The sequence below is a fragment of the Pseudoalteromonas luteoviolacea genome, assembly GCF_021654285.1.
GTDB classification, from domain to species: Bacteria; Pseudomonadota; Gammaproteobacteria; order Enterobacterales; family Alteromonadaceae; genus Pseudoalteromonas; species Pseudoalteromonas luteoviolacea_J.
In genome coordinates, this window is the sequence record NZ_JAKFZS010000007.1 from 224,802 (window position 1) to 247,871 (window position 23,070).

Here is a 23,070-nt window from a genome sequence, read left to right on the forward strand (position 1 = left end):
AACATGTTTACTGGAATTGTTCAAACTCAAGCGTCTGTGGTTAGCGCATCATTAAATGATGGCGTTATGCGTTTAGTCTTATCTGTTGGCAACGAGCATTTACAGCAACTTACCATTGGTGCCAGTATCGCAGTGAATGGCTGCTGTCTAACCGTCGTGCAATTTGAGGCTAGTCAGTCTGATGTGGTTGGTCAAGTCAGCTTTGACGTCATTGATGAGTCATTAAAGTTAACCAACTTAGGCTTACTTAAATGTGGTGATAAAGTAAATTTTGAACGCTCAGTCACTTTTGGCACAGAGCTAGGTGGGCATATAGTCTCTGGGCATATCCATGATATGGCGATTGTAGATAGCGTGATTAAAACAGCGGACAATGTAAAAATAAAATTGCTGTTAGATGCTAACTGGTCAAAATATGTTTTTTATAAAGGTTTTATATCTGTTAATGGCGCGAGCTTAACTGTCGGCGAAGTGGACGAGCAAGGCTTTTGGTTACATTTAATTCCTGAAACGCTTGCGATCACTAATATCGGCAAGATTCAATCAGGTGATAAGCTCAACATTGAGGTCGATCAGCAAACCTACACCATCGTCAACACGGTTGAGCATTATTTGCGTAAAAACACCTTAAGCCCAATGGGCTAAAAAATTTGCTCGTCGTCACTGTCAATTCGTAATTCCAATTTGTTGATTGCTTCGTCTATGTGCATGTTCAAATGAATTGGATTGCAACATGCGGCGCAATCTTCATAAAAATCTTGGTCGCCCTCACTGATATCTAAATCAACAAAAATATGATGACCACAGTGGGGGCAGCTGATCCTTTGGTTATACAGCTGCTTCATAATATGGCTCCAACAACCGCCTTGAATTCCACTATTAACTATAGCAGTTTTTGCAATTATTACCGCGCGATGACAGCTATTTTAAGATGAGCTCAATTTGCTGTTTTGATTGGGTGAGGTAGTCACCAGCAAAGACATTTGCATGGCAAAGTAAGCTATATAATTGATAAATCGGCTTTCTCTGTTGGTAGCCTTTGTCTATTGGATACGCTTCCTCATATCCTGCATAAAACGCATCAGGCAGTTGTGCAAATAGCTCACTATTTGCAATATCTACCTCTCTATCGCCGTAGTAACAGGCTGGACAATAAACGCTTGGCTTATCGTTTGAAAAAGCAATGTTACCGCGCCAGAAAAACCCATGTAACAATGAGGGTTGAACAGGGTGATTTACTAGCGGCTTAATGTATTCGACAAAATAATCTATCTCTATGAGCTCTATGCCTTTTTCATGCAGTAATTGTAATTGCCATGCGATCCGCTCTTCGGCAAAAAACACGGACCACTTTTTATGCCACTGGTTAGGTTGGACCAAGCCTAAAATATAGTTATCTTGCTCAAAGCCAAACATTTCCTGTTCGTGCCTGCTGTGCATTTTGGCAAGCGTTTGACCGCATAAATACCAGTCCTCTTTATCTGGTTGAGAGGGCAGCCACTCATAAACGCTGAAGCAATACTCAAGGCTTGACCCTATGGTGATGGGATCGGCGACCAAAAAGTCACTGTCTCTGGTGAGTAATGCATGATTATCGGCTTCACACTCATAGCGTTCTAACGCACTGATATGGTCCACTTTTACTAAAAAGCGGTGCCTGTCGTTTTCAATTTGGTAGTTTTTCGACTTGTGGTTGCTGGGTAGCTGTGTTTTGCGAGTAAATTCAAAATTGTCGTGAATCGCTTCACTAATGTACTGGTTTACTAGGTTCCACATAGTCAGCCCGGTGGGGTGTGAGCACTTTATCTAACTATGATCGATTTTGGCTATAACACAAATACTTGAGTGCAAATTTAAATCGAATAGAATAGCCACAGTTTTGAAATGTTTTGGATGTTCACATTGAATAAAAGTGTTATCACAAACCTGATTGCGGCTGCATTGGTCGCGTTTGGTTATGCTTTAGATCACGATTTAGTTTTTACTATGGGCTTGTTTGCCCTCTCTGGTGCTGTAACCAATTGGCTTGCGGTTCATATGCTATTTGAAAAAGTACCCGGGCTGTATGGTTCTGGTGTTATAACAATAAAATTTAAAGAGTTTAAAATTGCCATTAAAGAGCTCATATTAGACGAGTTTTTCAATCAAGATAAGCTCAAAAGCTTCGCCGAAAAAAATCAAATCGACATAGACTTAAACCCAGTCATTGAGCATGCAGACTTATCGATTGCTTTTAATAAGTTGGTGCAAGTTATCGAAGGCTCACAGTTTGGTGCAATGCTAGCCATGGTGGGTGGCAAAGAGGCCATCGAGCCAATGCGCGATACTTTTACTGAAAAAATGAAAGAAGCGTTGCGTGAAATGAGTGAGCAGCCAGAGTTCAAAGATAAAATTTCGGGGGTGTTAACCAATGGGCAGTCTTTAGACTCGATCCGAATTGCCATTGAACATGCCGTTGATGAAAGGCTAAATGAGTTAACGCCGGTCATGGTGAAAAACATTGTTCAAAACATGATCCACACACATCTGGGCTGGTTGGTTGTGTGGGGAGGTGTATTTGGTGGTGCTTTTGGTTTATTAGCAAGCGTTTTATAACGCAGTCAATGTGGTGTGCATTACTTGTTTTTAATGCACACCTCTTACTCTCATTATTTAGAGCCTGATAAAACAACGGGCATTGTAGGTTCTACTTTTGCAATGTCTTTAATCGAAGTTTTGGTTTCTAAGTCAATTTTCATAAACTTGGCATTGCGAGTAAGGCTATAAGTTTGCGCGAATTCATCTAAACTCATGTCATTACATTCTAGTTTACTGGTGATACGTGTTTTAGCGGTTTGTTGTCCGCGCATTGCTGCCAACATCACATGTGGGCGGTCCGATGCGAATGCCATGCAAAGTTCGGTTGCATGACTGTCGTCAGCGGCAACAAATTCAACAGCATGTGCGTTTGACATAGATACTAGCGCAGTGAGTGCAGCAGTTAAAAATACTTTCATCGTTGTTCTCCAAGCAGGTCGTTAAGTGCGATTCCTCTAGAGTATTGGCCTGAACGGCATAAAATGCTGTAAGGGAAGATTGTACGAATGTAAGGAATTATGTATTTGTATTATTGCAACTGTAAGTCCATCTAACTTAAATGAAAAAACACCTCATATTTGTTTCATAACCGCCGAAAAAATTACAAATAAAATTTGGTTAACAGTTCAATATCGATATGTTTTAACGCTTTTAGCGACTTTTCCTATTTTTATTAAAACCTATTTCAAAAGTATGTATAAGTGTGTCCAAGTGTGTATGTTATTTGCTTATAAAACAGAAAGGGCGTGCCTGTTTGTTATACAATATTGCAATTTCTCACGTAATTTATCGTAATTTATGGCATTTTGAGGTTTTTACATCGAAATTTTTGTGAAATTTCGCTACAGTCTCTTTGATAACTACAGTCACAAAAACTACAGAGACGAAAATATGAATATGTTCAAACCCTCTGTGATCGTGCTTGCTCTAAGCACCGCTCTTTTAGGATGCCAGCAAGACACTGGTCCTCAAAAAGATAAAGTCACAATCGAGAAAAATCCATATCCAAGCACTTACCAGCCTCATTCAACGACAAGTACATTAATTACTAATGCGACAGTGTTAACGGGCACAGGTGAAAGAATCAACGACGCTGATGTTTACATTGTTGATGGTAAAATTAGCCAAGTAGGCAAAGACTTATCAGTGAATGCTGATACAACAATTGACGCAGCTGGCAAATGGGTAACACCTGGTATTATCGATAACCATTCACACTTGGGTGCTTATCCAAACCCAGGTGTTGAGTCTCACCAAGATGGTAATGAAATGATCCACCCTAATACTGCACAAGTATGGGTTGAGCATTCGGTATGGCCACAAGACCCTGGTTTTAACCGTGCACGTGAAGGCGGTATTACGTCATTACAAATTTTACCAGGCTCTGCAAACTTGTTTGGTGGACGAGCGGTAACGCTTAAAAACGTACCATCAGAAACTATGCAAGGCATGAAGTTTCCTGAAGCCCCATACGGTCTGAAAATGGCGTGTGGTGAAAACCCTAAACGTGTATACGGTGGTCAAGGTGTTGCACCAAAAACACGTATGGGTAACATGGCAGGCTACCGTGAAGCTTGGATTGAAGCGACAGAATATAAGCGTGCTTGGGAACAGTACGATGCAGAATACACTGCGGGCTTAAACCCAGATGCACCACATCGTGATATTAAGCTAGATACGCTACGCGGCGTACTTGACGGTGAAATCTTAATTCATAACCACTGTTACAAAGCTGAAGAAATGGCCATGATGATTGACCTTTCTAACGAGTTTGGTTATCACGCAGGTACCTTCCACCACGGTATTGAAGCATACAAAATTGCAGACTTACTAGGCGAGAATGGTAACTGTGCTGCACTTTGGCCAGATTGGTGGGGCTTTAAGATGGAAGCATATGACATGTCACTTGAAAATGTCGCCATTGTAGATGCAGCCAAAAACTCTTGTGCAGTTATTCACTCTGACTCTGATACAACCATTCAGCGCTTGAATCATGAAGCTGCAAAAGTGATGTATTCAGCAAATGAAGTTGGTTTTGATATCAAAGAAGAGCATGCAATTAAGTGGATCACTTACAACGCAGCAAAATCACTGGGCATTGAAGATTTGACAGGTTCAATTGCAACTGGCAAACAAGCGGATGTTGTTATTTGGGACCAAAGTCCATTTAGCGTGTATTCAAAAGCTGAAACAGTATTTATTGATGGTGCAAAAGTGTATGACCGCCATGATAGTAAGTACCAAGCAGTTAGTGATTTTATGTTAGGTCAGCGCTAGGGGAGCCACAATGAACAAGTTTAAATTATCTATTCTAACTGGTGCATTACTGAGCTCATCAGCGGTATTTGCGCAAGTAACAGCGATTACAAATGCGACTGTACACACGCAAACAAAGCAGGGTGTACTAGAAAACGCAACTGTACTGATTGAAAATGGCAAAATTACAGCCCTAAATCCGAAGTCATTTAACGCTGATGTGACTGTTGACGCACAAGGCAAAGTGTTGACACCTGGCCTTATAGGTACAATGAATCACCTAGGTTTAGTTGAAGTCGGTGCGGTTTCTCGCTCAGTTGATGCGTACGACAAATCAGGTCTTGAGTTTGATCCAAGCACGGCGTTTAATCCGCGCTCTAGCTTGATCCCTTACGCAAGAAAAGGCGGCGTGACGCAAAACTTGAGCATTCCATCATTGCCTTGGGGTGAAAGTGGTGTGTTTATGGGTCTTGGCTTTGTTGCTGATCTATCAGGTGAGTTTGGTAGTGTTACAGACCGTAAAACTGCGCTTATCGTCGACTTAGGAGCAGCAAGTGGTGATGGCTCTCGTGCAGCAGCTGTTCAAGCGTTTGCTAAAAAGTTATCTGAGCAAAAGAAAAAGCTAACAGCGAAAAAAGACAAAAAAGCAGATAAAGATCCTTCATCTGAAGAAAAGCTATTGATTGACGTATTAAATGGCAAGCTGCCAGTCGTCGCGTCAGCATCACGTGCTTCACAACTACTTGAACTAATCAAGCTAAAAGAAGAGTTCGGGCTAAACCTTGTCATTTACGGTGCAGACGATGCTGTATTGGTAAAAGAAGAGTTGGCGAAAGCAAAAGTACCGGTGATCGTGAGCTCGGTGTCTAACTTACCAACTGGTTTTGATGCACTACATGCACATTTAGGTAATGCGGGTACACTTGAAAAAGCAGGTGTTAAAGTCATTTTAAATGTTGCAGGTGATGGTAGCCATAATGTTTATCAGATGCGCTTCAATGCAGGTATTGCTGTAGCAAATGGCATGTCACATGACGGTGCTTTAAAAGCGATGACAGTAAATGTCGCTGACACGTTTGGTATCGAAGGTGGTAAGATTGCTAAAGGTGAACGCGCTGACGTTGTACTTTGGACAGCTGATCCGTTCGAGTTCAGTACACGCGTTGACACTATTTGGATTAATGGTGAGCAAGTAACCACAGAGTCTCGTCATGACAAATTGACAGAGCGTTACACCAAAGATACATCGATGCCGCGTGGCTATACAAAGTAAATTTGTAAATGATGAATAGAGGCGCCTGTTGGCGCCTTTTTTATTGGCGCGTCATTGAGCGATTGCTTTCACTTATAGATGCTGTGAGGTGAAATACAATTACACTTTTGATTTTATGGTATTTAGGCAAGTACTGAGGGCTGAAATAGAAAAAGAAGTGCTAGGCACTTCTTTTGAGGTTTTAGAAGTATGGATTACTTATATACAGTGTAATCTACTTCAAGGTTGATATCGTTTTCACCTGAAACAACCCACACTTGTGTGCGTTGAATTTGACCTACAGGGCTGTGGCACGTAACAACTTGTCTGAACGCTGGGCCAGAGTAATCGTATACTGCGTTTTCAAGGCCATAATGGTTAGTGTGGAATAGCGGCGTGCTATCGTAACCATTGAATACACGTGAAGTGAAGCCGTCATTCATGGTAGCAGTACAGTAAGTATCTTCGTTTTTGTTATCAATGTGTAGTGATGATGTATAGCTTACTTGCTCGTACCAACCACGACCGCCACAGTGTGAGCTTGCACCTGTACAGTCAGGCATTTTATATTCGCCAACACCAGCTAGGCTAGTATCCCATGTAATCACAGGTAATGCGGAGAATTTGTGATATACCTTGAACTGCTCACCTTCGATGTTTTGACAGTTTAATGCAAGTACACGATTGCGTTTTACTTGCTCATCAGAGAAGCCACCATTGAAGTGAACTGTATCAACACGCGCAGCACCTGGACCTGCAGTACCGAACTGTACAGAGCCGTATGTTTGACCTGTTACTTCGTCAAAAATTGTACCTGTCGTACATTCTGAACCAGACTCTCTGAAATAAATCCACGCTTCATAGCTACGTGCACTTAAAGAGTCAGTTACGATACGGTCAACAGCGCCATTTGCGTATACTGTTGTTCTGTTATAACCATCTAAGTCTTGTACAACTGTTTGAGCAAATGCAGAAGTAGCTAATAGGCCAGATGTAAGCGCTGCGAGTAATTTAAGTTTCATTGGTAACTCCATTATATTTTACAGGATGTATTTTTCCTGATTGATTGCCTGACGCAGATGTATTCCCTAATTGGATTTGCCCACCTTGAATATAAATTTATTCATGCGTCGAATTCTTTGTTATCAGCAAGTGTTGATATCTACAGCATTTAAAATGTTGTCATATACAAACGAGCGATTGAGAAAGAAACCTGCTGTTAGCTGGGCTCTAAAATATTGGCTTCTTAACTTCAACCGTTGCTGATTGCTAAATAAGCTAGCGACTAAATTTTGGTGTGTAAACCCCTTAGGAACAGGTGGTATCTGATGATTATTTTCATATGTGAAATTTGAAAATAATAAATATTTTATTTATGCACTGTTCTTTTATAATGTATTTTATATTCCAATAATGTGGTTTTTGACTATTATGAAAATGTTTTTGGTGGGTATAAATAATTAAAATATATGGGTATAAATGTATTCCTGCTTCTTAGGTGTCTAGAGTTTAAGTGCGCTGAAGTTTATTCAAACTAACGTGGTGTGTTTAATAATTGTGCTATTGCAAAAAAGTGGTTTATGAAAATGGAATTTTTTGCTTGTTAAAATGTGCTGATTGATGCGAAAAATTAATTTATAAAAAATTAAAAAATAAATTTAAATTTGATCTAAGTCTACTTTTAACGTCAGCAGACTTTAAAAAACAAGGCTGTTATCGTAATTTTAGCCGGATCAACTGATGGATATAGAAAGGATAAAAGTTTTCTGAGAAACGGGTTTAGAGTACCTAAAAAATAAATTTAAGAGTGATTCAATTATGTGTTCTAGGTGTATTTTGCTAATGTTAATGACACGCATTTAAATTATTAGTAAAGTGAGCTGTGTGAGTCACAATTGGAAATGAGCTGTTTCAGGTGCTCAATTTGAAAACCTGTGACTAAAAGCTACATTAAACACAGGTTAGTAGGTGACTTTTAGAAGTAAAGAATGTCGAGGTTTTAAAGTGTGTTGGTAGATGTTTTACAAATTGGTTATTTATCAAGTGTTGTCATTGTTTTTTTGATTACGGTTTCCTTGATATCGATACAACAAGGCTTACCAAAGTTTCAACGGCTTGAACTTGCATTGTGTTGGCTTATGGTTTTATCACCTGCTGTGGAGCTTATGAGTTTACAAGAGTTTGAGATCCCATGGTTTGCTATCGCATTTATCCATGCATCCCCATTATTGCTAGGGCCTTTAATTGTACGCTACAGGCAAGCTTTGACGAATACATATACAGGTTTTTGGCGAACACTTACTCACTTTTTACCCTTTGTTTTGTTTTTTTCATATCGATTAGTCGATGATGCAGGGGTAACATCTGCGGTAGGAGCCTTGTATCTAACTCAGATCCTTTTTTATCAAGCCAATGTAGTCAGAGCTTGCTGGTCGGATCAAGCGTTTCTGCTTTCTCTGAAAGATGCAAAGTATGGGCTTATTCCTCATAGGTTATTGATTGCATTTTATTCTGTCTTCTCATTGGCTGGTATTGTGCAAATGGTTGGATATCTGTTTAACTTTGAGCAAGTCTGGTTACTACTGCACATGACAAATACGTTCGTGTTTATCTATGTCGTGCTTTTGTGCAGAGGTTATATCAATTTATTGCTTAAAAAGTTAGAAAACCTCAACAAGTCCTCTTGCTAGCACACTTAAAGTGCTAAAGCTATTCACCTAAGAAGTCGCCACTGCTGATATTTAAGCTGAGTAGGCGACTTTTTGTAGTTTTTTGAGGCAATTTAAAGTACGTTTTTACATCACATCATTTAAATATACTCACTTAAAATACTATGAGCTAAATGCCGCACGGTTTTGTTCGATAAATTGTTTAAGTGTCGTCAGCGGTCTACCAAGTAGTGCCTCACCATCAGGGCTGACAACAGCTGCATGGTTATCAGCGAATAAGTTAAATAGTTCAACTAACCCCTCTGCTTGCCATTGTGGCCAACCTGTATCAAGTAATGAAGCCAAAGTGGTTTTATTATCTGGTGAGATATGGGTGATTTCTGTGTTTAACGCCTCACTGAAAGCATTGGCTATATCCATACCACTTAATAACTCAGGCCCAGTGATATTGTAAGTTTTATTTTTGTGTCCGTTTGATGTTAAAACATTGGCTGCAATTTCGCCGATGTCAGACACCAGTAGAGGTGCGAATTTACCTTCTCCGGTACCAAGGTAAAGTGCCCCTTGTTTGATACCATCGGACCAACCAAATAAATTATCTTGAAAGAAAATAGTACGTAGATGCGTCCAGTTGAGCCCTGATCTCTCTAAGTACTTTTCTCCAAAGCGGAATTGGCGGCCAAACAAAATCGCCTCATATTCTGCGCCAAATACCGAGTAAAACACAAAGTCCTTAACTGATTGAGATGCGACAGCTGCGTCAATAACCAATTTGGCATGTTGCTCACGTTCAAATATATTTCCTGTAATGTAAAAGACTTTATCTACATCTTGCATTGATGCGGCTAGTGTATCTGGCTGTTCAATATTCATAATGCGAGTTTCAAGGTCAGGAAACTGGACTTTTAGCGCTTGGGCTTTTTCATTACTTCGTACGCCAGCAATAATGGTGTCTTGTAGGTTCGTTTTTGCGAAAAGGGCTTTGATAGTTGCAATACCGTTTAGGCCAGCAGCACCGATGATAAGAATATTAGACATAAGTATTTCTCCAATTGATTTAGTTTTTGCTTTGATGGAGCTATCTTATGTTTAATTTTTTAGATTGAATATTTCTTAAATTAGCGCTATTCATTCGTTTATCTGGAGTGTTTTGTTTTTTTATAGGCTTTTTGAAACGCATCACCTGCTTATCGTTTTGCGGGGAATGGTACAAGGGCTTTGAACGCTGTCACAAAAGCATTACTTATACAAAGTGTATGAGAGGCGGTGGCGTAATCGTTATAGGTTTCTCGTCACGAGATAAAAAGCCGGTTTATTGTCTTAGTTTTCAATAAAAGATAAATACTGTTGTTATATAAGTGTCGAGAGATCAATTTGATTGAATGCAGATTACTTGCTCTCCGGTCATATAAAACAAGCCGCAATACAGGCTATATTTTAAACATGATGTTTACTCAGTTCTTGCTGTACTTAATCTGATTTTACGAATGACATGTTCGAAAAACTCAAGAAGTTGTAATAGCTATACTGAGGTAACCTTATTAATACCAAATATTGAAAAGTCGTTTATATCAATAATACGGCTATTTTAACTGCTAAAAGGTAGAAATATGTACGATGATTTGACACTTGAACACTTTATGGAAGGACTTATAAAGCGTAACCCACATGAACCTGAGTTTCATCAAGCAGTAAAAGAGGTGGCGGAGTCTGTAATTCCCTTCATTAATAAAAACCCTCAGTATAAATTGGCGCATATTCTTGAACGAATGACTGAGCCGGACAAAGTAGTTTCATTTAGAGTTTCATGGGAAGACGACGACGGTAATATTCGTATAAATCGTGGGTATCGGGTTCAGTTTAATAACTCAATTGGACCGTATAAAGGAGGGCTTCGTTTTGACCCTTCAGTTAATTTGAGCGTTTTAAAGTTTTTAGGGTTTGAGCAAACATTTAAAAACAGCTTAACAACATTACCAATAGGTGCAGGCAAAGGTGGCTCAGACTTTAGCCCTAAAGGGAAGTCAGATCGCGAGATCATGCGTTTTTGCCAATCATTTATGACGCAGCTCTATCAACACATTGGGCCAAATATGGATGTACCTGCTGGTGATATTGGTGTTGGGTCTAGAGAGATCAGCTATCTTTTTGGCCAATATAAACGGTTAACGCATCAGTTTGAAAGCGTGTTAACTGGCAAGTCGCTTGAATTTGGTGGCAGCTTAATTCGTACTGAGGCAACTGGCTATGGCAATGCTTATTTTATGCAAGCGATGCTCGCGCATCAAAAAGAAGAGATAGCGGGTAAAGCATGCTTGGTTTCAGGTTCTGGAAATGTTGCATTGCATTGCGCCGAGAAAATTATCCAGCTTGGTGGCAAAGTACTCACGCTGTCTGACTCTAGCGGTACTCTATATGTCGCTGAGGGCATAGATCAGGCTAAGCTGGAGATAATTAAAGATGTAAAAACAAGGCAACGAAAACGTCTTAGTGTATTGACTGAACAGTTTACTTGTGAATTTTACGAAGGTAAAAAGCCATGGCATATTCAAGCTGAACTTGCATTCCCATGCGCGACTCAGAATGAACTGACTGATCAAGATGCTAAAACTTTGGCTGACAATGGCTGTATTGCGGTTTCGGAAGGTGCGAATATGCCATGTACTCCAAAAGCTGTACAAATATTTTCTGAGCGCAGTGTGTTGTACGCGCCAGGAAAAGCATCAAACGCGGGTGGGGTTGCAGTATCTGCATTGGAGATGTCGCAAAACAGTATTCGTATGTCTTGGTCTGAGCAGGAGCTAGAGCAAAAGTTACATGACATAATGCAGCAAATTCATGACCAGTGCGTGAAATATGGTAGTAAAAATGGCCAAGTTAACTATGTAGATGGCGCGAATATCGCAGGTTTTATTAAAGTTGCAGATGCTATGCTCGCGTATGGTGTTGTATAGTTTTCAGGTAAAAGCTTAAGGTGCGTGCTTGCCTTAAGCTTCATAACAGCACTTAGATATTTCTTTAATTAAAGGATTAGTTTTGTCGTGTCGTAAAGTTTTTGCAATTCCCGGTACCATGTGTAACGAGCTGCTCTGGAGTAAACTCAGTGCTTTGCTTGGAGAAAGTATAGAGATAATCCATTGTCCTATCCAAAACACTCAGAGTTTAGATGCACTGTGTGAGGGGGTGATATCGTTTATTCTAACAAGTTTAGATGAACGTGACCCAAGTGCGCTGTCAGAGATTAATCTTATGGGTTTTTCAATGGGGGGTTATATTGCATCCTATTTGGCGACTAAACACCCATGTTATTTTAAACGCTTGTTTATTGTGTCAAATAGTCCAACTCAACTACTAAAACACGAAATTGACGCTAGAAAAGCAACGCTTGCTTATCTTCAAATAAATAATTACCAAGGGATCAGTACGCTCAAGGCTAAAGCATTACTAGATATAACAAGTGCTGATAAAGAGGGTATTATTAATATAATCAAGCAAATGGATAGAGAGCTTGGCGAACAAACACTCGTAGAGCAATACCAGTGCACAACTACTCGAGAAGATTTGCACACTCAATTGCTTAGTTTGAAGATCCCGATTTATTTTTGCTACAGTACAAATGATAAGCTCATCAATGAAAGTTGGTTCAACAAGATAAAGCAAACTCATCTGAGTGAATACATTTTTGAAATTGAGGGAAGTGGACATATGCTGCCTCTGGAAAAGCCGCAAAGGCTGGCTGGACTTATCAAGGCTTGGCTAATTTCATCTTAAATTTACTGACGTCTTGTCTATTATGCTTTTAAAAAAGGATTCTGTAGTGAAGTATATTTATGGTTTATTATGCGCTTTGGGCGTAATAGTGCCTTTCAGTGCATTTGCCCCTTGGTTATTTTTATATGGTTTGGATCTCATTAAATTATACGAGCAGATAAGCGCTGATCCGCTTGCCTCTTTTGCTTGGCTTGATGTGATTGTATCTGCGATTGTGCTGATTATATTTATTTTTCATGAAGGAAAAAAACTGGGTGTTCGTCATTTATGGTTGCCTATTGTTAGCACCATGATGGTAGGTGTGTCTTTTGGATTACCATTATTTTTGCTAATGAGAGAGCTGCATGTGGAAAAGGTGAGAGTGCAAATCTAAAAGCTGCGGTCCAAGTCCGAGCTCACTCTTAATAATAAGCTATGTTTTGTTGCAAAGCTGACGCTGCAACCATCTAATTAAGTAAAAATATGACCTATATATGAAGAATCACATTCTTTGCAAGATCATGTATTTCCATTTTTCTTATATGGAGTTAGCTTAATAGTTGCTTTATATACAATGGAATTTTAATAAAGGATTACTGATATGAGAAGAATACTTGCTGCGCTACTTGCCTCATCGATTTGCCTACCTGCTTTTGCTAACGAGACTACCAATAAAGACTGGGTCACCAATACAGGTGGTGACGAGCATTATTTTGCAGCCACGGTCAATAATAGTGATCATGTTTTTGGCAAATATTGTTATTTTGATAGCGAGCAATGCCTATACCTTCTTAGTGTTGATATTACGTGTGACAAGGGTGAGAGTTATCCAGTACTTGTCAATGCTGAGTCTGGGTCGTTAAACGTTAACCTTGTTTGTGGTGATGAAATTGACGAACAGAATGTAATGATTTTTGATGACTTTGATGAAATTGAAAGAACCACCAAAGACAGTAAGCAATTTGGTATTGCGATCCCCATGGAAAGTGGTCAGTTTTTGGTGTCTCGATTCAGTTTATCAGGCGCAAAACGCAGTATAAATATTATGACAAGAAAGGCTGAGAAGCGTTTAGCTGAGCTGAGTTCTGATAGTGAGATGTTGTAACCAGAGTTTTAAATCATAAGTCCATGAAACTTAGCTTAACATTATGATAGGTATAGATGAGCCTACAAAGGTTAACTAAGCATTTTTAAAACATATTTTTATGTAGCACGGTTATTACCGTGCTTTTTATTTTACGAACAATTTCATTGACCAAAAATCGGTTAACGCGATACAAATCTATTTATTTCATTACGAGTTCGACGACTTCTTTTTTAGCTGATATTCGAGCTCGGACTACAATTTTTTCATTGTCTATATCACTAATATTTGAAAAGTTACTAGGCAGGTTTCCTAACACTTTTAGTTCGCCGTTAATTAGATTATATGACCACAGCTCGCGTTTATTGTTAGTACCAAAAATCGTGTTTTCATTAATGATAAATTGTTGTTCATCTGCGCCATACCCATCTAAAGCGGTTATTTGTTCCGCTTCTATTGCTCCTGTTAACCAAAACCTATCCATGTGGTCTGTATAAATAAGCTTTCCTTGCTCTGATTTATCGGCCCAGTTTACGCGTTTATCAGTCAATAGATGTGTTTCATTTGTCATGAGGTCGTATTCCATTAGTTTTTTTGTGCCTCGTACGTTGGCAAATGTCAGCGCGATATGACGTGTTTTGTCCCAATGTAGTAGCTCAATAATGGGGTGCTGGATGTTATGCTGAGTTTGCTTACCATCAAGCTGCAATTGTATAAGCTGATTATTAACACTCACGAGTAAATCGGCTCCGTCCTGTGACCACTTCATTGCAGATATATCGCTGTCTATCGGGAAATTCGATAATTGTATTGTCGTATGTCCATCATGGATCCAAACTTGGTCTTCTCCTGAGCGGTCTGACGATAAAGCCAGTAGACTTCCGCTAGGTTGTAAAATACCTGTGTTATCAGACATCGTTGAGCGCGCAACTATATAGTCATCTAATTTCTTGTGTGCTTTAGACAGCTTTGCGAAAGGGATTACGGCAATATCGAAATCAAAAGTCCCTTTTATGATCAGCGCTTTGCTGCCATCTGGGTGGAAGTTCGGGGAGAAGGCAGGTTGATCTAGTGGTATGCTTACATTGTGTAACGAGCCATCATAAGAGAGTGTGAAAAATTGTCGACCAGTACTAAAAATGAGATGATCTTTAATTGGTGAGAAGTTGGCATACACATTAATATGCCGACGCGCCTCAGGAGTAAACATAATTGGGTTACTTGAGAGTAATTCACCGCCAGAGGTGAGGATTTCTATATAATGCTGGCTGTCTGCATGGATGCTGATAACCGCAAATAAGTCGTCTTTTGGTGAGTAATCATAGTGGATAATATTCCCATCGGTGACGTTATGAATAATACTGCTTTCATTTTTTTCGGGAGAATAGCTTATTAGCTGCCATTGAGTAGACTCTCGTTGTAACAGTGCGATATTGTTGTTGTTCAACCAGTGAGGTGATCTGATCTCTGAGTTTTTACACTCGAGTAAGATGTTCATAGGCTGTGGTGCTTGTAGTGCTTTCGCAAACTCCATACTCATCAACTGATAGCACTTTTTTTGTATCACAGGTTTTTCACAGTTCATGGTGCGAATAAACACAAGCTCTTTGCCATCAGGGGAAAAACTATGGCTTCCATAGCTGTCTATATGCTCTGTCAGTTTGTGCTCTTGTTTCGTTGTTAAGTTTTTAGCCCAAATATTATTAACGCATTCATCTTCTGAAAAGCGGTGAAACATAATATAGTTGCCATCTGGCGAGTAGATACTTGCAAATTCTTTACCGTCAGACGCCGTTAGAGCCCGAATTTCACCTACGGAAAATAGTTGAGGTTCATCTTGTGTTGCAAAGTGAACTCCAACGAAGCTGCATAGTATGACAAGGATAAAAAGTAGTAGTCGCGTTTTTTTCCAATATAAGACTGTCTCAGGAGAGGTTTGCTCGTAGTGATCAGGCGCGACATGATGATCTGAGGAATTCATGTCTACTTGAGCAGAAGCTTGCTCAGAATCACTGAGCCATTTAACCGGACACTCTAAACTATAGCCTTGTTTCGAGTGGGTTTTGATATAGATTTGTTCTTTGCCGTCATCACCTAGGGCTTTTCGAAGTTGTGCAATGCAGCGTTGTAAACTGTTAGGTGAAACTACGGTATCTGGCCATACCTTTGAAAGCAGAACCTCTTGGCTGACTACTTTGCCTTGTTTTTGTGCCAAGTAGGTCAGTACTGATAACGCTTTAGGCGCGACGACTTGCGGCTGTTGATTTTGTGTGATCTGATTTCTGGATAAGTCGACATAAAATTCACCAACCCAATATTGCTTTGTCATAGAGCCTCTATTTCACTTGTTTTATTTTTTATTATTGAATGAAACGCCATCAGAATACCGACGTTAGATACAAAATTCAAACAAGTAACTAGTTGAATGATATATTTATAATTGCTTAGGAAAGAGTCGTAATCAGTGTGTATTTACTGGTAGTTTCTTGAATTAAAGCACCTGAAAATTTAAACGAAGAAGCGGAAATGCTTTTTATTATTTGCTCGATAAGGTGTCAGGGTATTGAAAAATGGGCTGCGTATCTAAAAAACACCGCACTTTGCCTGTTAAATATAGTGTAAGTGTATATTCTGAAGAAGCGTTAGCTAAAACACTTAGGAAATATGGCCGTGGACCATCTACTTATCACTCGTTAGATATATGGATATGTGATACTTAGTGCTTTGTTATACCTATTTTCCTAAGTTATGTGTTTTACAGTATCCAGTTTCATTCTAAGGTGCTGATTTTATTTTTAAAAACTCATTGTACTGTGATATTGTCTAAAGTGTTATTGAGCAATTAAATAAGATCGTTGCTGAGACATTTAATCTTGTTTTGCCATTTGGTTTAACACGTTTCTAAAAGGAAATAGTTTATGCTAAGAGTCAGTTTTGGCGTGGTTTTGTTGTGTTGGGGAATGATGGCCTATGCAAACACCAGTCATCCTTTAGCTGCTTGTATGTCTTTACATGAAATTGCGGCTTCAACATTGGAGCAAAAATCAATAGGCCAGCCTAAGCAAGTACTCTTGGCAAGATTGTCACCAAAGTAAGTTTTAGCGCAATCAGAAATGATCAAACCAGCAGACATTATTGCTTTGAATATGCATGAAATAATTGATGAAATATATGACTTTCCGCCAGTTCCTATGGATGTATATGGGCAGTATGCAGTGGAAAGGTGCATTAGGCGAGTTGATAATTTTCCCATATCATCTTATGAACTGATACATCCAAAATTACAGCAATGTGTGAAAATGGGTTCTCGTCAAGCAATAGCTGATTGCGTAACTGATACGCTTGTTAATACTCAACAGCACAGTTAAATTTAATCCTTTTAACTATGAGCCTTTAGTGTCTATTTATATGGGGATATTAGGATTACTGGTTTTGATATTAGAAAGTAAAATCGCGCATTTATCTTTTATCCAATGCGCGATTGATTTTTTATACTATTTAATTGTTACTTGTACTTATGCACAGTGAATTGGGTGTGTAGTAGGGCAAGCGCAGCCAGTTTCATACGGTAAATTTGATGGGCAAGTGCCATCATTGTATGTATTTGGAGCACAGCCAATTGTTCTCCAAAAGCCACCTGCGATATTGGGTGTTTGCGCATTGGCAAGTTCTTTTTGTTGGCTGAGGTTTTTCAGTTTTTTCTTATTTAGTTTCATGAATTTTCCTTATTTTAGTTTTTAGTAATATACATTAAATATTTGGTTTAATTCCTAGCGTCATGGTGCTTTAGATAAGAGCCAAAAAGCCAGTTAAATTAACATTAATTTAACTATTATGGTATCTTTTAGCAAGTACGTTTTTTATAAATAAGAGGCATGGTGAAAGTTAGAGGTCATTTTTTGAATCTGGCATTAATATAAGTAGGGCTATTTTCTCTTTGTCTCAAAAATATAATTACGCATATTAATCTTGATAATCTCAATAAAAAGATTTTATTGTGTAATTAAATACTAAAGAAATTATCAGAGATGCCGATAGTCTTTTTGCGAAATGGGCATAAGGAGATCACAATGCACATCAAATCCGCTCTAAATATAAATTTGGCTGACTCGAAGTCGCTGGCAACACATACTCGAATTGAAAAGTCTGAGAAGCTGGAACAAGAGCAAATTGCAAAAGTCTACGCGTCGCGTTATCCAGAACCGCAACCTGAGTTATATGACCCTTACATGCGTGCGAAAAAGCACAAAATACACATAATTGATATGTCCAACCCTGATGCTAATAACGTACCACAATACCGCTATGGTGATCTTACTGAATTGGAAGATATTGACGCTTACTTGACTCATGAAGATAGACTGAGTACCGAGCAAAAGGAATTACTTCGAACACATATTCCCTCGAAAGAGCTTCTTTCACTTATGGATAAAATGGATGATGAAACACTTGAGCAATTTGTGGGTGTTTTAGCTAAGTCGTTTCGATTAGACGCTTTTATGGGGGCTGGGTTCAATAAAGAAAAATCTGAGGAACTGATATCGATACTCAATTCAATGTCGGAAGAAGAGATTCAAGATACGGTAAGTACACTTGCTGCGCTATCTGAGCAGGAAGAAGAAAATATTAAAATGTTTGTCTTTTTAGATGACGAGTTTGACCACAGCAACACTTTGTTTAGACCATTCTCAGAAGCTGCTGATTACAAGCAGCTCGCGATGGAAAGTTTACATTTTTCAAAACTTACACACCAGTACGTGGATTTATTGTCTAAAAATCGATATTCACAAGGTGAAATGACGTCTATTAATCAGCATTTAAAAGAAAGCACACGGGAGCAAAGTAAAGGGATTCTTGATATGGCGAGCAATGTCAAAAATAATGATAGAGCATCATTTGTTGCTATGCTGGATGAGGCTGATAAGAGCAGTGAAAACAACATTTTTTCTTATGTCAGTAAGCTTGTTGAGCAAGAGGAATATACCAGTGGGTATGAGAGCTCGAATGGTGGTCATGTTTTATTTACAGACAAGATGGAAACCGAGTCAGAGCGACGAGAGGTATACAGTAACCTTATCGATGCTTACGAGAAGCAAGGTGTTGGCTGGATGCAGGATGTCATTGAGCATATTCATGAAACACCTCCTCAGATACAGTCTGATATTTGGAAGCAAATCAACGACACAATTGAAGATAACCCTGCATTGTTTGAAAAATCGGACTCTGTGGAGACGTGGATGAAAATAAATTTAGCTTCAATTCAAAGGGAATTTGAAAATCAGCAGATAGACCAAATTTATGATGCAGCAAAAAATCTAGATGTACCAATTGATGTCGGCAGGTTGGCATGGGTTTATCATGAAACTCTACGCGTGAATAAAGAAAGTATTGTTGCCTAAACATAGGAGTATACCTTTGTGTGGTATACTCTAGACGCCTACCAATTTGATATATGTACAGATGTTTACGTTGCTAAAGCTTAATAATGAATACTTCATTGTTTTTGCCTGTACCGGCATATAGAGTACGTTCGTCTGATGACAAGCTTAAAACCGAAACACCATTTATTTTATTATTTTTAATTTGCTTAATATGTCTCTTTAAAGACAATTTCCCACTTGATGGAGACAGTCCATAGACTAAAATGCCTTCCCCAGATTCACCTGCAGCAAACAGCATATTCTGCTTGCTTGAAAATGCGATACAGCATGCACCGCTTAAGCTTGTTGGTGTTGGACTAGAGAGAGTTTGGTGGTGCAAAAATGTATCTGAGTTGCTTTTCTTAAATACGTTAATATTATTGCTTTTGGATGCGGCTACGAATAAAAATTGGTTATCAGGACTGATTAATATTTGCTGTGGGTTTTGCATCGTTTCAATGTTTTCTGACCCGTGAGTGAGCGTTTGAATCAATGCATATTTGCCATCTGCGTCCTTTTTCAATATAGATACTTTATTGTCTTCAAACCCATTGATGTATAGCCAATTTTCGTCACTAGGTTGGCTAATGGAAGTTGGTCTTCCCCAATTTGTTTTCGGCAGTAGTTGGCCATGAGGGGAGAGCGCTCCTGTGTGTTCAATGTCAAATATAGATACTGCATTACTTAGGTAGCTAGCTACATACAAGGTGTTACTTTGGTGAGAAAAGTGTGTGCTCCATGCACCGAGCAAACTCAGCGTATCTTTATGTTTTACTTTTTCATAATCAGAAAAAGCTTGCTTGATATTAATATCATTGCCCAACGTTTGCACATGCTCAAAGAGTCCATTTTGATTACGTTTAAATGATGTGAGCGATCCACTGTAAAACGAGGAAACGATGGCAACGTCATTTTGCTCTATGTATGTCACATCTGATGCACCTTCGAGTGCTAAGGTTGGGTATTTCGAACTAGAGAAACTCTGTAAATAACTGAATTGATTGTCACGATTTTCTCCAAAAACAGACAGCGAATTACTGTCTCCGCTGGCGATTAACAGCGTTCGATTGTTCGTTAAAGTGATATCACGAGGGTTTGCAATTTCTTGATTTAAGTTCTCTGAATGTCGGAGGATCTGTATTGTTTCTAGCTCACTCTGTTTCTTATTTTGTGGGAGTGCGTTAGCTTGGCTTGTTAATGATATAATTAGAAGAGGCGCTAAAATTCGATAATACATAAGATCTCTTGATGGTATGGAGTAGTATGATGGAAATTCGATTTCATATAATCATGGATAGAGATTTTAATCAACTTACTCATTTTTTCATGCTTTATGGTTAGTTATCTTTATTAATCTTGTTATTATATATTCTATTGTCTTTTGACTTTTCAAATTAGAAAATTAGTCGACTAATAATTAAAGGAGTAGTGAATGGAGTTCAATTCTTTATATGTCTTTATCATCGCTTGCTTGGCGATTAACCTGATCCCAGGTCCAGATGTGATTTATATTGTCTCAAACACTATGAGGGGCAAAGTCATAGATGGTTTTAAAGCGGCAGCAGGGTTAGGCTTAGGCTATGCGTTTCATACAGCTGCTGCTTGCTTGGGGTTGTCGGCAATTATTTTAAGTTCGGCGGTATTGTTCAACTTAATTAAGATTTTAGGAGCCGTGTACTTATGCTATTTAGGTGTAAAATCTTTAATTTCAATGTACCAAGGTAAATCTAGTATAAACTTGGAGACAAATAACGAGCGCGATAGCAATGTTTTGCTACAAGGATTTATTGTCAGTGTCCTAAACCCAAAAGTTGCCTTGTTTTTCTTATCCTTTTTACCACAATTCATAAACCCAAATAGCGAAGCGGCAACCCAAAACTTACTTATCTATGGTCTGATATTCAGTGGTTTAGCAACCTTTTGTAATATTATTTATGCACTGGCAGGGAGCTGGGTGTTTGGTCGACAAAGCGCCAAGCGTTACACGCGGGTACTTGAGGGTGTTTCTGGGGTAATTTTAATTGGTCTGGCAGGGAAAATTGCCATTGATGGCAAGTAAGCCCATCGCACTTTATATGAGTCAGAGCAACCTATTTATAATGGAAGTTGATGATGAAAAGTAAGGTATTACATATTTATAGGTGTCTGCTACTAGCTAGTTCGTTATGTTTACTCGTGCCCAGTGTGGTTCCTGGCGCCATGTCTGTCCTCTCATTTTATGTTTCATTAATTGTACTACTGCTGTCTATTATGACTGTTCAAGGTCATGTTTACTGGTGTTTTAAGCTAGTTAGCATCACCGTTGGTGTAGGCATGCTGTTAGTGAACGATTATCTTAGGTTGTTTGCTGGGCTACCATCTGAATCCTTGTCCGGTAAGTTAGTGATGTACTCTGTTTTTATTACTATCGTTCTTTTTGGCATTAAACGAGTTAGGGGCGTGCGCGCAAATAGCGCGCAATGATGTATAAGCGCCAGCAATTAAGCTGGTTCCTTTTTGTTATAAAGGCTGATTTAGAACAGAGGCTATAATGGCAATACCTTCGATGAAGTTACCTACACGTAAATTTTCATTCGGGCTGTGTTGGTTGTTATCAGCATTTACGCTAGGCACTATGGCTGCAGGGATGTCTAAAGTATCTATAATAGGTGCGATTGGGATTGAACCTCCTCCTGAACGAAGCACAATGGGTCTTTCGCCATAGAATTTGGTCAGCCCTTGTATGGCCATCTTACCGGCAAGGGAGTTTGGTTCACTGCGGAATGCACCGTAAACAGTTTTTGATTTCATGGTCACAGTGTATGGGTGTGTCATGCGTTCTTTATGCGTAGGGGGACGGTCAATGACGTAGTAACCTAAAGATTCAATATGGCTTCTAACGAGCGAAATTAAGCGCTGTGGGTTGGACTCTTTTACAAGTCGGATATCAATTTCTGCGATTGCTTTATCGGGAACTATGGTTCTAGCCTGTTGCTCTACCCAGCCACTTTGTAGTCCTCGAATATTCAAAGAAGGGAACTGAATAGACTCTTGTAGCGTATTTCCAACCTTATCATGAACAGAGAACCCCAGTTTTTGCTTTAATTGCTGTTCATCGTCAGGCACTTTACTTAATAACTCTTTTAGCTCAGCACTGATGCGACTACCTTCGTAGAAGTTGGGTATGAGAACGCGTCCGTCTTGTGATTTCATAGACCCTAAAATTTGCGATAAATGAAGTGCAGGGTTTGGTGCATAATTGCCATAATGCCCGCTGTGTTGTGATTTGTAAGGTCCGTATGTTGTCAGTTGAATTGTTGCGATCCCACGAGCACCGAGCGTGACAGTGGGCTGGTTCGAATAATGCGGCGGTCCGTCAAATATCAACAACATGTCAGCTTTTAGCTTTTGTTTATGGCGAATGATGGCGGCTGGTAAATTAGGAGAACCAATCTCTTCTTCCGTATCCATGATAACTTTCAGGTTGTAATTTAAAGGGCCTTGCTGTTGTATCAAATCTAATGCAATTAAAAATTGGGCAATAGGGCCTTTAGAGTCGGCTGCTGATCGAGCGAAGATCCTCAAATCTGGGTCCATACTCTGAGTTAGGTATGACCAAGGTACAACTTGCCAGCTACTGTCACTCTGCTGTTTTTTTAGTACAGCTTGATATGGATTTGGTTGCTGCCATGCTTTTGGGTCGACCGGTTGACCGTCAGCTTGTAAGTAAACTAAAACGGTTTTCTTTGCGTTTGGGTTGATGCGCTCTGCGTATACAAGTGGGCTGCCTGACATCTCCAAGGTGTGAGATTCAAACCCGCGTTGATTGAATGCTTGAATAAGCCATGAAGAGAGCTTTTTTATGTCTTCTTGGTTGTGTGTGTCATTTGGCAAACTGAGTAAGCTTTTATATAGCTGAACTGCCTGAGGTGCTTGTTTTACGGCTTGTTGGTATAAAGCCTTATCATATATAACACCAGAAGCATATACAGTTATTGGTGATAGGCTAGATAAAGTTGATACCCATAAAAGTATCGTATTTATGACTTTTTTCATCCTTAATGTCTCTTTTTTGTTTTACTA

The 23,070-nt window shown here is 39.2% G+C and carries 23 protein-coding genes; 14 read left to right on the top strand and 9 right to left on the bottom strand.

The features are described from left to right. Positions 1-3 precede the first annotated feature (3 nt). Positions 4-645: a riboflavin synthase subunit alpha gene (locus L1077_RS08590; protein ID WP_237136454.1), complete on the top strand. Its 642-nt coding sequence runs from the start codon at positions 4-6 to the stop codon at positions 643-645. Here the strand turns inward: L1077_RS08590 and L1077_RS08595 are convergent. Together L1077_RS08595 and L1077_RS08600 are read right to left on the bottom strand one after the other, a co-directional pair. Further along, positions 642-845 (bottom strand): CPXCG motif-containing cysteine-rich protein, encoded by a 204-nt coding sequence (locus L1077_RS08595; protein ID WP_023399951.1) that lies wholly within the window; start codon positions 843-845, stop codon positions 642-644. The genes L1077_RS08590 and L1077_RS08595 overlap by 4 nt on opposite strands. Positions 846-921: 76 nt before the next feature. Further along, positions 922-1,776 (bottom strand): fructosamine kinase family protein, encoded by an 855-nt coding sequence (locus tag L1077_RS08600; RefSeq protein ID WP_237136455.1) that lies wholly within the window; start codon positions 1,774-1,776, stop codon positions 922-924. A gap of 126 nt (positions 1,777-1,902) precedes the next feature. Here L1077_RS08600 and L1077_RS08605 point away from each other — a divergent pair, with 126 nt between their 5' ends. Next, positions 1,903-2,595: a DUF445 domain-containing protein gene (locus L1077_RS08605; protein ID WP_237136456.1), complete on the top strand. Its 693-nt coding sequence runs from the start codon at positions 1,903-1,905 to the stop codon at positions 2,593-2,595. A gap of 53 nt (positions 2,596-2,648) precedes the next feature. Here the strand turns inward: L1077_RS08605 and L1077_RS08610 are convergent, their stop codons facing one another. Continuing rightward, positions 2,649-2,996, bottom strand: a complete 348-nt coding sequence (locus tag L1077_RS08610; protein WP_237136457.1) for a DUF3718 domain-containing protein — start codon at positions 2,994-2,996, stop codon at positions 2,649-2,651. 472 nt (positions 2,997-3,468) lie between these two features. Here L1077_RS08610 and L1077_RS08615 point away from each other — a divergent pair, with 472 nt between their 5' ends. Beyond that, a complete protein-coding gene (locus L1077_RS08615; protein WP_237136458.1) occupies positions 3,469-4,854 on the top strand; it encodes an amidohydrolase in 1,386 nt (461 codons plus the stop codon). A gap of 10 nt (positions 4,855-4,864) precedes the next feature. Next, positions 4,865-6,106: an amidohydrolase family protein gene (locus tag L1077_RS08620; RefSeq protein WP_237136459.1), complete on the top strand. Its 1,242-nt coding sequence runs from the start codon at positions 4,865-4,867 to the stop codon at positions 6,104-6,106. Positions 6,107-6,300: 194 nt separating this feature from the next. Here the strand turns inward: L1077_RS08620 and L1077_RS08625 are convergent, their stop codons facing one another. Further along, positions 6,301-7,107 (bottom strand): hypothetical protein, encoded by an 807-nt coding sequence (locus L1077_RS08625; protein ID WP_237136460.1) that lies wholly within the window; start codon positions 7,105-7,107, stop codon positions 6,301-6,303. Positions 7,108-8,250: 1,143 nt separating this feature from the next. On the opposite strand from L1077_RS08625, the gene L1077_RS08630 reads away from it, so the two are divergent. Next, entirely contained in the window at positions 8,251-8,775 is a 525-nt protein-coding gene (locus L1077_RS08630) for a hypothetical protein (RefSeq protein ID WP_237136461.1), read from the top strand. A gap of 141 nt (positions 8,776-8,916) precedes the next feature. On the opposite strand, the gene L1077_RS08635 is transcribed toward L1077_RS08630, so the two are convergent. Further along, positions 8,917-9,792 (bottom strand): SDR family oxidoreductase, encoded by an 876-nt coding sequence (locus tag L1077_RS08635; protein WP_237136462.1) that lies wholly within the window; start codon positions 9,790-9,792, stop codon positions 8,917-8,919. A gap of 572 nt (positions 9,793-10,364) precedes the next feature. Here L1077_RS08635 and gdhA point away from each other — a divergent pair. The 4 genes from gdhA to L1077_RS08655 all read left to right on the top strand — a co-directional run bounded on the left by gdhA (position 10,365) and on the right by L1077_RS08655 (position 13,609). Further along, positions 10,365-11,708, top strand: coding sequence for an NADP-specific glutamate dehydrogenase (gdhA, locus tag L1077_RS08640; protein ID WP_237136463.1), 1,344 nt, complete (start codon positions 10,365-10,367; stop codon positions 11,706-11,708). Between the two features lie 82 nt (positions 11,709-11,790). Further along, positions 11,791-12,525: an alpha/beta fold hydrolase gene (locus tag L1077_RS08645; protein ID WP_237136464.1), complete on the top strand. Its 735-nt coding sequence runs from the start codon at positions 11,791-11,793 to the stop codon at positions 12,523-12,525. 46 nt (positions 12,526-12,571) lie between these two features. Next, positions 12,572-12,898, top strand: a complete 327-nt coding sequence (locus L1077_RS08650; protein ID WP_237136465.1) for a DUF2834 domain-containing protein — start codon at positions 12,572-12,574, stop codon at positions 12,896-12,898. A 207-nt stretch (positions 12,899-13,105) separates the two neighbouring features. Continuing rightward, complete coding sequence (locus L1077_RS08655) at positions 13,106-13,609, top strand: hypothetical protein (protein WP_237136466.1); 504 nt, start codon at positions 13,106-13,108, stop codon at positions 13,607-13,609. 181 nt (positions 13,610-13,790) lie between these two features. Here L1077_RS08655 and L1077_RS08660 read toward each other — a convergent pair whose 3' ends face one another. Then, complete coding sequence (locus tag L1077_RS08660; RefSeq protein ID WP_237136467.1) at positions 13,791-15,917, bottom strand: winged helix-turn-helix domain-containing protein; 2,127 nt, start codon at positions 15,915-15,917, stop codon at positions 13,791-13,793. Positions 15,918-16,506: 589 nt separating this feature from the next. On the opposite strand from L1077_RS08660, the gene L1077_RS08665 reads away from it, so the two are divergent. Beyond that, the gene (locus L1077_RS08665) at positions 16,507-16,683 is read left to right on the top strand and encodes a hypothetical protein (RefSeq protein WP_237136468.1); all 177 of its coding nucleotides are present in this window, start codon (positions 16,507-16,509) and stop codon (positions 16,681-16,683) included. An 18-nt stretch (positions 16,684-16,701) separates the two neighbouring features. Continuing rightward, positions 16,702-16,956, top strand: coding sequence for a hypothetical protein (locus L1077_RS08670; protein ID WP_237136469.1), 255 nt, complete (start codon positions 16,702-16,704; stop codon positions 16,954-16,956). A gap of 147 nt (positions 16,957-17,103) precedes the next feature. Here L1077_RS08670 and L1077_RS08675 read toward each other — a convergent pair whose 3' ends face one another. Beyond that, positions 17,104-17,304, bottom strand: coding sequence for a hypothetical protein (locus L1077_RS08675; RefSeq protein ID WP_237136470.1), 201 nt, complete (start codon positions 17,302-17,304; stop codon positions 17,104-17,106). 354 nt (positions 17,305-17,658) lie between these two features. Between L1077_RS08675 and L1077_RS08680 the strand changes: the two genes are divergently transcribed. After that, a complete protein-coding gene (locus L1077_RS08680) occupies positions 17,659-18,987 on the top strand; it encodes a hypothetical protein (protein WP_237136471.1) in 1,329 nt (442 codons plus the stop codon). A 73-nt stretch (positions 18,988-19,060) separates the two neighbouring features. On the opposite strand, the gene L1077_RS08685 is transcribed toward L1077_RS08680, so the two are convergent. Beyond that, complete coding sequence (locus L1077_RS08685; protein ID WP_237136472.1) at positions 19,061-20,245, bottom strand: lactonase family protein; 1,185 nt, start codon at positions 20,243-20,245, stop codon at positions 19,061-19,063. A 195-nt stretch (positions 20,246-20,440) separates the two neighbouring features. Here L1077_RS08685 and L1077_RS08690 point away from each other — a divergent pair, with 195 nt between their 5' ends. Together L1077_RS08690 and L1077_RS08695 are read left to right on the top strand one after the other, a co-directional pair. Next, entirely contained in the window at positions 20,441-21,067 is a 627-nt protein-coding gene (locus L1077_RS08690) for a LysE family translocator (RefSeq protein ID WP_237136473.1), read from the top strand. Between the two features lie 50 nt (positions 21,068-21,117). Next, positions 21,118-21,471: a hypothetical protein gene (locus tag L1077_RS08695; protein ID WP_237136474.1), complete on the top strand. Its 354-nt coding sequence runs from the start codon at positions 21,118-21,120 to the stop codon at positions 21,469-21,471. Between the two features lie 36 nt (positions 21,472-21,507). Here the strand turns inward: L1077_RS08695 and L1077_RS08700 are convergent, their stop codons facing one another. Next, positions 21,508-23,043, bottom strand: coding sequence for a M20/M25/M40 family metallo-hydrolase (locus tag L1077_RS08700; protein WP_237136475.1), 1,536 nt, complete (start codon positions 23,041-23,043; stop codon positions 21,508-21,510). Positions 23,044-23,070 lie beyond the last annotated feature (27 nt).